The sequence below is a fragment of the Streptomyces sp. P9-2B-2 genome, assembly GCF_030406865.1.
Taxonomy (GTDB): domain Bacteria; phylum Actinomycetota; class Actinomycetes; order Streptomycetales; family Streptomycetaceae; genus Streptomyces; species Streptomyces platensis.
The window spans coordinates 1,797,532-1,808,336 of sequence record NZ_CP129126.1; the positions used below are offsets into that span (position 1 = coordinate 1,797,532).

9 protein-coding genes are annotated in these 10,805 nt (G+C 71.2%); 4 read left to right on the plus strand and 5 right to left on the minus strand.

Annotated features, from left to right (window positions below; translation table 11 throughout):
* The first annotated feature begins 89 nt into the window (after positions 1-89).
* Positions 90-2,288: an AAA family ATPase gene (locus tag QT196_RS07660; RefSeq protein WP_168478208.1), complete on the plus strand. Its 2,199-nt coding sequence runs from the start codon at positions 90-92 to the stop codon at positions 2,286-2,288.
* A gap of 25 nt (positions 2,289-2,313) precedes the next feature.
* On the opposite strand, the gene rpsD is transcribed toward QT196_RS07660, so the two are convergent.
* Positions 2,314-2,925, minus strand: coding sequence for a 30S ribosomal protein S4 (rpsD, locus tag QT196_RS07665; RefSeq protein WP_030987289.1), 612 nt, complete (start codon positions 2,923-2,925; stop codon positions 2,314-2,316).
* A 182-nt stretch (positions 2,926-3,107) separates the two neighbouring features.
* Between rpsD and QT196_RS07670 the strand changes: the two genes are divergently transcribed.
* Positions 3,108-3,860 carry a DUF2470 domain-containing protein gene (locus QT196_RS07670; RefSeq protein WP_168478209.1) on the plus strand — a complete coding sequence of 251 codons (753 nt, stop codon included), beginning with the start codon at positions 3,108-3,110 and terminating at the stop codon, positions 3,858-3,860.
* A 25-nt stretch (positions 3,861-3,885) separates the two neighbouring features.
* Here QT196_RS07670 and QT196_RS07675 read toward each other — a convergent pair whose 3' ends face one another.
* The 4 genes from QT196_RS07675 to QT196_RS07690 all read right to left on the minus strand — a co-directional run bounded on the left by QT196_RS07675 (position 3,886) and on the right by QT196_RS07690 (position 8,335).
* A complete protein-coding gene (locus QT196_RS07675) occupies positions 3,886-5,256 on the minus strand; it encodes a replication-associated recombination protein A (protein ID WP_085924570.1) in 1,371 nt (456 codons plus the stop codon).
* A gap of 87 nt (positions 5,257-5,343) precedes the next feature.
* The gene (locus QT196_RS07680) at positions 5,344-5,985 is read right to left on the minus strand and encodes a vitamin K epoxide reductase family protein (RefSeq protein ID WP_168478210.1); all 642 of its coding nucleotides are present in this window, start codon (positions 5,983-5,985) and stop codon (positions 5,344-5,346) included.
* Between the two features lie 362 nt (positions 5,986-6,347).
* The gene (gene hisS, locus QT196_RS07685) at positions 6,348-7,610 is read right to left on the minus strand and encodes a histidine--tRNA ligase (protein WP_168478211.1); all 1,263 of its coding nucleotides are present in this window, start codon (positions 7,608-7,610) and stop codon (positions 6,348-6,350) included.
* A gap of 11 nt (positions 7,611-7,621) precedes the next feature.
* Complete coding sequence (locus tag QT196_RS07690; RefSeq protein ID WP_085924545.1) at positions 7,622-8,335, minus strand: MBL fold metallo-hydrolase; 714 nt, start codon at positions 8,333-8,335, stop codon at positions 7,622-7,624.
* Positions 8,336-8,497: 162 nt separating this feature from the next.
* On the opposite strand from QT196_RS07690, the gene QT196_RS07695 reads away from it, so the two are divergent.
* Both QT196_RS07695 and QT196_RS07700 read left to right on the plus strand, forming a co-directional pair.
* Complete coding sequence (locus QT196_RS07695; RefSeq protein WP_290354649.1) at positions 8,498-9,325, plus strand: peptidylprolyl isomerase; 828 nt, start codon at positions 8,498-8,500, stop codon at positions 9,323-9,325.
* 250 nt (positions 9,326-9,575) lie between these two features.
* The gene (locus tag QT196_RS07700) at positions 9,576-10,805 is read left to right on the plus strand and encodes a DUF349 domain-containing protein (RefSeq protein WP_290354650.1); all 1,230 of its coding nucleotides are present in this window, start codon (positions 9,576-9,578) and stop codon (positions 10,803-10,805) included.

Below are 10,805 nucleotides of genomic sequence, written 5' to 3' on the forward strand. Positions count from 1 at the left end.
CCCCGTTCCCGGTCACCACGGGCGACCGCCGGGGGAATCCCGCGGCGTGATTGTACGGTCCGCATCCTGCCGAGTACGCTCCGTGTGCCATGCGACGCCTCACGCGCTCCGGTCCCCTCTCCCGCCCGTCCCCCGAGCGTCTGCGGGCACCGGGCAGGCCGGGGAACCTTCCCGCGGAACTCAACCGCTTCGTCGGCCGCGACGACGAACTGGCCACGCTGGCACGGCAGCTGGAATCGGCCCGGCTGGTGACGCTCACCGGCCTCGGCGGCATCGGGAAGTCACGCCTTGCCCGCCATGGCTCAGCGATCTTGCAGGATCGCTTCTGCGATGGGGTGTGGCTGGTCGAACTCGCGTCCCTGCGCGAACCGCACCTCCTGGACCACGCCGTCGCCGAGGCACTGGCCCCGGCCGACCGCGGCGGCCGCCCGGTGCGCACCGCGCTCTGCGACCACCTCGCCGACCGTGAACTGCTGCTCGTCCTGGACGGCTACGAGCACCTGGTCGACGCCTGCGCCGAGCTGACCGCGGAGCTGCTGCGCCGCGCCCCCGGGCTGCGGGTGCTGGCCGCCGGGCGACGCCCGCTCGGGATCACCGGCGAGCAGAACATGGCGCTGGCGCCGCTGAACACCGCCGATGCGACCGCCCTGTTCACCGACCGCGCGGCGGCCGTGCTCGGCGCCTTCACCGTCGACGAGGCCAACGAGGCCGCGGTCACCGAGCTGTGTGCGCGGCTCGACGGGATTCCGCTCGCGCTGGAGCTGGCCGCCGGACGGCTGCGCGCGCTCTCCGTCGACCAGGTGCTCCAGCGGCTCGACGACCGCTTCCGACTGCTGACCGGCACCGGCCGCGGTGCCCTGCCGCGCCACCAGACGCTGCGTACCGCGATCGGCTGGAGCCATGAGCTGTGTACGCCCGGGGAACGGCTGCTGTGGGCGCGGCTGTCGGTCTTCGCCGGGCAGTTCGACCTGGAGGCGGTGGAGTACATCTGCTCAGGACCGGAGCTGCCGGACGGGGAACTCCTCGACGTCGTCGCGGAGTTGGTCGCCCAGTCGGTGCTGGTGCGGGAGGAGACCGCGGCCGGGGTGCGCTACCGGATGCTGGACACCGTACGGGCCTACGGCGCGGACTGGCTGGCGGCGACGCACGACGGCGACCGGCTGCGGCGCCGGCACCGCGACTGGTATCTGGGGCTGGCGACCTGGTGCGAACTGGACTGGTTCAGCTCCCGGCAGGCCGAGATCGCGGCCCGGATCGAGGCCGAGCTGCCCAATCTGCGGGTGGCGCTGGAGCAGAGCCTGGAGTGCCCCGCCGATACCCATCTGGGCCAGTATCTGGCGGGCACCCTGTGGTTCTACTGGGTGGGCTGCGGCCGGCTCTCCGAGGGCCGGCACTGGCTGGACCGGGCCCTGGAGCTGGAGAGCGAGCACGACGACGCCCGGCTGAAGGCCCTGTGGGTGGCCGGCTATGTCGCCGTGCTCCAGGGGGACACCATCGGCGCGCTCGGGGCACTACAGGAGTGCCGGGACGAGGCCGAGCGGACCGGCAACGCCACCGCGGCCGCGTACGCGCAGCACCGCACCGGCTGTCTCGCGCTGGTCTGCGACGACATGCCGCGCGCCGAGGAGCTGCTGCGCGGGGCGCTGCGGCGCTACCGGGAGATCGGCGAGCTCAACGGCACCGTGCTGCTGGCGCAGGTCGAGCTGGCGATGGCGGTGGCCTTCCGGGGCGAGCCGGCGGACGCGGTGCGGCTGTGCGAGGACGTCGTGGAGGTGTGCGCGGACCACGGGGAGCGCTGGACACGGGCGTACGCCCAGTTCGTGCTGGGGTACGCGGCCTGGTCACGGGGCGACGCCGAGCGGGCCCGGGCCCTGCTGGAGGAGTCGCTGGGCGTCCATCACACCTTCCACGACCTGCTGGGCGTGGTGCTGGCGCTCGAACTGCTGGCGATGATCACGCTCGGCGAGGGGGACGCGGAGGAGGCGGCGGTGCTCCAGGGCGCCGCGAAACGGATCTGGCCGTCGGTGGGGCTGCCGCTGTTCGGCTCGCGCCATTTCCGCCGGCCGCACGTGCTCTGTGAGGAAGAGGCGCGGCAGCGGCTGGGAGCCGAGCGCTACGAGCGCGCCCTGCGCAGGGGCGAACGCCTCGGCCTGGACGCGGCGGTGGCCCGGGGGCTGCGGTCCGAAAGCCCGGCGCCCGCCCGGCCCCGGACGGTGCGGATCGCGCCGCCGGATACGAGCAAGCCCGCCGCCTCCCCCTCCGCGAGCGGCGGGGAGACGGCGGGCTGAAGTGGTGCTGCGCCTGCGGTGGTGCTTAGCGGGCGTAGTACTCGACGACGAGCTGCTCGTCGCAGATCACCGGGATCTCCTTGCGGTTCGGGTCCCGGTCGAGACGGAACGCCAGAGCCGGCAGGTTGACCTCGAGGTAGCGCGGGGTCTCACCGTCGGTGTCGTAGCCACCCTCGCGGGCGACCTGGAAGGGGTGCTTCTCGCGGCTGCGCTCGCGGACCATCACGACGTCGCCGGGGCGGACGCGGAAGGACGGCTTGTCGACCTTGCGGTCGTTCACCGAGATGTGGCCGTGGACGACCATCTGGCGAGCCTGGTAGATGGTGCGGGCGATGCCCGAACGCAGGACGAGCGCGTCCAGACGGCGCTCAAGCTCGATGATCAGCGCTTCGCCGGTCTTGCCTTCGACCTTCCGAGCGCGGTCGTAGGCACGCGCCATCTGGCGCTCGCTGATGTCGTACTGCGCACGCAGGCGCTGCTTCTCGAGCAGACGGACCTTGTAGTCACTGCTCTGCTTGCGGCCACGGCCGTGCTCGCCGGGCGGGTAGGGACGGGCCTCGAAGTACTTGACGGCCTTGGGCGTCAGCGCGATGCCGAGCGCGCGGGACTTCTTGACCTTGGGACGCGACTGGTTCACGTGGAACGGACCTCCGTGTAAGTTAGGTGAGGCTTACCTTAGCGCGAGGAGAACGCATGTTTCGACCTGGGATCCCCCTGCCCAGTGCACACCGCACCGAGGCGGGTCAGCCGCGTCCCGTGGAAGACGCCCAGCAGCCCACTGCCGCCGAGCGCATACGAACCCTCGTCGAATCCAATGGTATGGCGTCTCTGAGCATCCCCGGAATCGAGGACCCCGACGAAACCGGTCTCTCGGCACCGGTCTGCCGGACCGTGACAGCCGACGGAGACGTGCTGTTGCTGGTTTCCGGGGACTCTGCGGCGGCTCGGGCGGCGGCACACGCGCAGGACGACGACCTCACCGCCGTGATGGAGATCACGGATGTCGCGCCCGTTTCGGTGCCCCATCGCATCCGCGGACGGGCCTGGGTGGCCGGCTGGCTCACCCCCGTCCGCAATGAGCAGCGGGCCGAGGCGGCGCTGCTGCTCGCGGAGCGGCACCCGGTGGGCGAGCTGCTCGGCATCGGCGAGGCGCTCCAGCCGGAGTCGGCACCGGGCCTGTACGGGCGAACCGCCTGGATGATGCTGCGCCTGGAGGTCGGCGAGGGCGCGGTGGACGATCTGTGGGGCGCCGAGTCCGTCGAACCGGACGACTTCGCCGACGCGGCCGCCGATCCGCTCGTCGCCCACGAGGCGGAGCTGCTCCAGCATCTGCACTCCGCGCACAGCGAGCAGGTGCGCGGGCTGTGCGCCCTGCTCGGCGACCGCAAGGACGTCTGCGGGGTGCGCGGCCGGGCGGTGCCGGTGGGCCTGGACCGCTTCGGGCTGCGGGTCCGCTTCACCGACGCCGAGCAGCACACCTTCGACGCACGGTTCGACTTCCCCGAGCCCGTACGGGACGTGGTGGACCTGCGGCGGGCGATGCATCTGCTCTTCGAGGCCGCGGCCGAGTAGTCCGGGGGCGCCGCCCCGCGGAGGGCTACTCGGCGGCGCTCTCACCGGAGTCCGCGCGCAGCCGCGTCCGCACCCGCTCGACGACATCGGCGTAACGCGCCTCCGCACCATGGCGGGTGGGCTCGTAATACCGCTTGCCGTGCACCTCGTCCGGCGCGTACTGCTGGGCCGCGATACCGCCCGGCAGGTCGTGCGGATATTGGTATCCCTGGCCGTGGCCGAGCTTCTGAGCGCCCTTGTAGTGGCTGTCGCGCAGATGCGGCGGCACCGCTCCCGCCTGACCGGCCCGGACATCCGCCAGGGCGGCGTCGATGGCCATATACGCGGCGTTCGACTTCGGCGCCAGGGCGAGCGCGATGGTGGCCTGGCTCAGCGTGATCCGCGCCTCCGGGAAGCCGATCATCGCCACGGCCTGGGCGGCGGCGACCGCGGTCGGCAGGGCCGTGGGGTCGGCCAGGCCGATGTCCTCGCTCGCCGAGATCATCAGCCGGCGGGCGATGAACCGCGGGTCCTCCCCCGCCTCGATCATGCGCGCCAGGTAGTGCAGCGCGGCGTCGACGTCCGAGCCCCGGATGGACTTGATCAGCGCGCTGGCGACGTCGTAGTGCTGGTCGCCGTCCCGGTCGTACTTCACCGCCGCGCGGTCGACGGACTCCTCCAGCGTCTGGAGGGTGATCTCCTTCTCGCCCTTGGCCAGCGCGGAACCGGCTCCGGCCTCCAGGGCCGTCAGCGCGCGCCGGGCATCGCCGCCGGCGATCCGCAGCAGATGCCCCTCGGTGTCCTCGGGCAGGGTCACCGCGCCCGCCAGCCCGCGCGCATCGGTCAGCGCCCGCCGCAGCAGCCCGCGCAGATCGTCGTCCGTGAGGGGTTCGAGGGTCAGCAGCAGGGAGCGGGACAGCAGCGGCGAGATCACCGAGAAATACGGGTTCTCGGTCGTCGCGGCGATCAGGGTGACCCAGCGGTTCTCCACGGCCGGCAGCAGGGAATCCTGCTGAGCCTTGCTGAAGCGGTGGATCTCGTCGAGGAAGAGGACAGTCTCCTTGCCGTAGCCGCCCGAGGCCCGCCGGGCGCCGTCGATGACCGCACGGACCTCCTTGACGCCCGCCGTGATCGCCGAGAGCTCCACGAAGCGCTTGTTCGTCGCCTGGCTGACGACATACGCGAGGGTCGTCTTGCCGATGCCGGGCGGCCCCCACAGGAACACCGAGGACGGCCCGGCGGGCCCCCCGGCGCCCTCGCCGACGAGGCGGCGCAGCGGCGAGCCCGGCTTGAGCAGATGCTGCTGGCCCACGACTTCGTCGAGGGTGCGCGGGCGCATCCGGACGGCGAGCGGGGACCCCGCGGGGTCCTTCTCCTGGCGGTCTTCGGCAGCGGCGGTGAACAGGTCGGGCTCCACGATCACGAGCCTAAGCCACCCCACTGACAACGCCCCGGCCGCCGTCATGGACGGGGCCGGGGCGCGGGTGACGCGTCGGGCGGGACCTCAGATCAGGCTGCTCCAGTACGACCACCACCTCGTGAGGATCAGCAGCGCGATCACGCCGTACCAGAGCACCGGTGCGACCCAGTGGAACTCCAGCACCACCCGGCGCAGCCCCGCGGGGGCCGGGATGATGCCGTGCTTGAGGTTGTGGACGGTGGTGTACCAGAACATCAGGATGGTGACGCACCAGGTCAGCGTGCACCACAGGCACAGCGAGTTGATGTGGTACAGCGACTGGACCATCAGCCACATGCAGAAGACCGCGGCGAGCCCGGTGCCGATGTTCAGCCCGGTCCAGTACCAGCGGCGGAAGCGGGCGCCCGCCAGCAGGGCCATACCGATCGCGATGACCACACCGAAGCCGACCAGCCCGGCCATGGGGTTCGGGAAGCCGAAGACCTCCGCCTGCTGGCTCTTCATGACGTTGGTGCAAGAAATGATCGGGTTGAAAGTGCAGTCCGGCGTGAAATTCTTGTTCTTCAGCAGCTCGAACTTGTCCAGCGTGATGATCCAGGACGCGAGGATGCCCAGCGCGCCGGTGATCACCAGGAGCAGCGCGAAGCCCCGACCCGAGCCGGTGGTGCCCGTGCCGCTCGCGCGGTCGTCGTCGGTGGACACGTCGTCAAGCTCTGTCGTCGTCATATCGCCGTTCCGTCGATCCCTCGGGAGATGGGGCTGAGCACGGGCCCGGTCACGGGCACGCCGTTCATTCTGCCCCAACTCCACCATGACCCACTGTGCGACGAGCATAAAGAAGAGCCCTCCGCACACAGGGTTCTCTCAGGTTCGCTCCCACTCCGGCCTGCACTGTCCGCCCGCCCGGCGGCCGGCCACCGCGGGTGCTGCCGGGCCGGAATCCCTTCGCCGGGATGAACGCACGGCAGGCGTTGACCCCGGGCGTCCGGCGGCGCGGAAGACCCGGCACAGCGGAAGACCCGGCATGCCCGAGGGACCCGGCCGGCAGATCGCCGTCCGGGCCCCTCGGGGTCCGCTGTCCCGCGGCCTCAGCCCAGCGTGCGCCGGACCTCGTCGGCCACGGTGTCGAGCGCGACCGCGGTCTGCTCACCGCTCTCCAGGTCCTTGAGCTGGACGACGCCCTCGGCCAGGTCCCGCTCGCCCGCCACCAGTGCCAGCCGCGCGCCGGAGCGGTTGGCGGACTTCATGGCGTTCTTCAGGCCCTTGCCGCCGAACGCGAAGTCGGTGGCGATGCCGGACCGGCGCAGCTCGGTGACCACGCCGAACAGCACCCGGCGGGCCTCCTCGCCGAGCGGTACCGCGTAGACGGCCGTGGCGGCGGGGATGTCGAGCGTGACGCCCTCCGCCTCCAGCGCCAGCACCGTACGGTCGACGCCCAGCGCCCAGCCGACGGACGGCAGCGCGGGGCCGCCGATCATCTCCGAGAGACCGTCGTAGCGGCCGCCGCCGCCCACCGCGGACTGCGAGCCGAGGCCGTCGTGGACGAACTCGAAGGTGGTGCGGGTGTAGTAGTCCAGGCCGCGGACCAGCTTCTCGTCGTCCTCGAAGGCCACGCCCGCCGCGGTCAGCAGCTCGCGCACCTGCTCGTGGTACGCCTTGCAGGCCTCGCAGAGGTAGTCGCGGAGCTTGGGCGCCCCGTCGAGCTGCTTCTGTACGGACTCGCGCTTGTCGTCCAGAACGCGCAGCGGGTTGATGTCGACCCGGCGCCGGGTGTCCTCGTCCAGGTCGAGCCCGCCCAGGAAGTCCTGGAGCGCGGCCCGGTAGACGGGGCGGCACTCCTTGTCGCCCAGGGAGTTGAGCAGGATGCGGAAGTTCCGCAGCCCCAGCGTGCGGTAGGCCTGGTCGGCCAGGATGATCAACTCGGCGTCCAGGGCCGGGTCTTCGGCACCGATGGCCTCGGCGCCGACCTGGGAGAAGTGGCGGTAACGGCCCTTCTGCGGGCGCTCGTAGCGGTAGTACGAGCCGGAGTACCAGAGCTTGACCGGGAGGTTGCCCGTCTTGTGGAGGTTGGCCTCCAGTGCGGCGCGCAGCACGGACGCGGTGCCTTCGGGGCGCAGCGCGAGCCGGTCGCCGCCCTTGGTCTCGAAGGCGTACATCTCCTTGGTCACGATGTCGGTGGACTCACCGACCCCGCGCGCGAACAGCTCGACGTTCTCGAAACCGGGCGTCTCGACGTAGCCGTACCCGGAGTTCTTCAGCGGCGCGGCGATCGCCTCGCGCACCGCGAGATAGGTGGCGGACTGCGGCGGAATCAGGTCGTACGTGCCCTTGGGGGCCTTGAAGGTGCTCACGGAAGGTCTCGTCACATTCCTCGTCGTGGAGCGGCACTGAAGCCGTCTCCGAGGCCGGCGGCCACCTCCCGCAGGAAGGGGTTGGTGGCGCGCTCGCGGCCGATGGTGGTCTGGGGGCCGTGGCCGGACAGGACGACGGTCGAGTCCTCCAGCGGCAGGCACACACGGGCCAGCGACTGAAGGATCTCGGCGTGGTCGCCGCCCGGCAGGTCGGTGCGTCCGATGGAGCCGGCAAAGAGCAGGTCGCCGGAGAAGAAGACCGGCGGAATGTCGGCCTGCTCGGGCATCCTGAACGTCACCGACCCCTTGGTATGGCCCGGGGCGTGCGCGACGGAGAACTCCATCCCGGCGAGTTCCAGGGCGGCACCGTCGGTCAGCTCCTTGACGTCGTCCGGCTCCCCCACGGTGAGTTCGCCCATGAGCTGCTGACCGATGGAGCGGCCCAGGGCCTTCTCCGGGTCGCTCATCATGAAGCGGTCCTCGGGGTGGATCCAGGCCGGGACGTCGTGCGCGCCGCACACCGGGACCACGGAGGCGACATGGTCGATGTGGCCATGGGTGAGAACGACCGCGACGGGCTTGAGCCGATGCTTTTTGACCGCGTCCTCGACGCCTTGGGCCGCTTGGTGGCCCGGGTCGATGATGACGCACTCCTCGCCGGCGGCGGGGGCGACCAAGTAGCAATTGGTGCCCCAGGCCCCGGCGGGGAACCCGGCAATCAGCACGTTCGTCCTTAAAGGTCGGTGGTGGGGCGCGGTCCACGGGACCGCTCCCGGAACATCTCGGCAGCTCCAGAGCCTACCGGCGGGACTCCCGGCAGGGCGAACCCGGATACGGTACGGCCACTGCGACGACAGCGATCGGTGATCGGACGAAGGAGACGACCGGTGGTCAGCAGAGATCAGCGGCGGCGGCAGCTCGCCAGGGAGAAGTACGAGCGCCAGCAGCAACGGCGGTCCACGGCCGAACGGAAGACCAAACGCCGCAATGTGGTCATCGCGTCCGCCGTGGCCGTCACCCTGGCCGCGGGCGTCACCGCGTATGCCACCACCGGGCTGGCGGGCTCCGGCCAGGATGCCGACCGGGCGGCTCCCCCGTCCCCCTCCAAGGCGCCGGATCCGTGCGGCAGGCCCGCCAAGGGCACGCCGTCCACCAAGACCTGGAAGAAGGAGCCCGCGATGTCCGTCGACACCTCGGCCTCCTACTCCGCGAAGCTGGCGACGACCTGCGGCACCATCGAGCTGAAGCTGGACGCCGGCAAGGCGCCGCACACCGTCAACTCCTTCGCCTTCCTGGCCGGTCAGGGCTACTTCGACCACAGCAAGTGCCACCGCCTGGTCGACCAGGGCCTCTACGTCCTCCAGTGCGGCGACCCGAAGGGCACCGGCCAGGGCACGCCCGGCTACACCATCCCGGACGAGAACCTCAAGGACCCCCGGCTCAAGGGCGGCGTCTATCCGGCGGGCACGGTCGCGATGGCCAACCGCTACGACGGGCAGAGCGACAAGACCCGCGACTCCGGCGGCAGCCAGTTCTTCCTCGTCTACCAGGACAGCAAGCTGCCTCCCAACTACACACCGTTCGGTACCGTCACCGGCGGTATGGACGTGCTGCGGAAGATCGCCAAGGCCGGTTCAACGCCCGACCCGCAAACCCGCAACACCGCACCGAACGCCACCGTCGTGATCGACCGGGCAACCGTCAAAAAGTCCTGACCTGCCGGGCGACCTGGGGCGGTGCGGCGGCCCCCGCCACCCGAACCGCGGAATTTCGGTCGTGCTGGATGCGGACAGCCGACCGCCGGTCGCCTAGATTGGCGTTGGGTAGGGTGCCTGCTCCGACGGCTGCCACCCTCACCCGCAATACAGCCCGTCGGACCGGTCAGGGCGCGGCTCTGCCGGACAGAAACTGTGGACGATGCCGGGGGGCCGCACGCCCCCGTCGGCATCATGTGGAGGAGGCGCTGTGAGCAGCGACCCATGGGGCCGCGTCGACGAGACGGGGACCGTGTACGTGCGTACCGCCGATGGCGAGCAGGTCGTCGGATCGTGGCAGGCGGGCACTCCCGAGGAGGCCCTCGCCTACTTCGAGCGCAAGTATGAGGGCCTGGTCGTCGAGATCGGCCTCCTCGAGCGCCGGGTCAAGACCACCGACCTGTCGGCGAAGGACGCCACGACCGCGATCGAGCATCTGCGCACCCAGGTCGACGAACACCACGCGGTGGGCGACCTGGAAGCGCTGAAGAAGCGGCTCGACAAGCTCGTCGAGGCCGTCGAATCGCGCCGCGAGGAGCGCAAGGCACAGAAGGCACGGCAGAGCCACGAGGCCCGGGAGGCCAAGGAGAAGCTGGTCGCCGAAGCCGAGGAGCTGGCCGCCAGTGAGCAGTGGCGGGCGGCCGGTGAACGGCTGCGCGCGCTGGTCGACACCTGGAAGGGCCTGCCGCGGCTCGACCGCAAGGCGGACGACGAGCTGTGGCACCGCTTCTCGCACGCCCGCTCGGCGTTCTCCAAGCGGCGCAAGGCGCACTTCGCGTCGCTGGACGCGCAGCGCGAGGACTCCCGTAAGGCCAAGGAGAAGCTGGTCGCCGAGGCCGAGGCGCTGTCGAACTCGACGGACTGGGGGGCCACCGCGGCCCGCTACCGCGAGCTGATGGCGGACTGGAAGGCGGCCGGACGGGCCCAGCGCGAGCACGAGGACGATCTGTGGAACCGCTTCCGCGGCGCCCAGGACGTCTTCTTCCAGGCGCGCGGTGAGGTCTTCGCGGAGCGTGACGTCGAGCAGCGGGAGAATCTGACCCGCAAGGAGGAGCTGGCCGTCGAGGCCGAGAAGCTGCTGCCCGTCTCGGACCTGAAGGGCGCGCGCGCCGCGTTCCGCTCGATCAATGAGCGGTGGGAGGCCATCGGCCATGTGCCGCGGGACGCCCGCCCGAAGATCGAGGGCCGGATGCACGCCGTCGAGCGGGCCATCCAGGAGGCCGAGGAGAGCGAGTGGCGCCGGACGAACCCTGAGGCGCGGGCCCGCGCCGCGGGGCTGACCGGCCAGCTCCAGGACGCGGTCGACAAGCTGGAGAAGCAGATCGGCACGGCCCGGGCGGCCGGCAACAACGCCAAGGCCGACAAGCTCGGCCGGGAGCTGGAGGGCCGCAAGGCGCTGCTGGACCAGGCGCTCAAGGGCTTGGAAGAGTTCGGCGGCTAG

Excerpts from the sequence above, each read along its gene's own strand:
- QT196_RS07660 (WP_168478208.1), top strand. The coding sequence starts at position 90 with ATGCGACGCCTCACGCGCTCCGGTCCCCTCTCCCGCCCGTCCCCCGAG.
- QT196_RS07670 (WP_168478209.1), top strand. The coding sequence starts at position 3,108 with ATGGCGTCTCTGAGCATCCCCGGAATCGAGGACCCCGACGAAACCGGT.
- QT196_RS07680 (WP_168478210.1), bottom strand. The coding sequence starts at position 5,985 with ATGACGACGACAGAGCTTGACGACGTGTCCACCGACGACGACCGCGCG.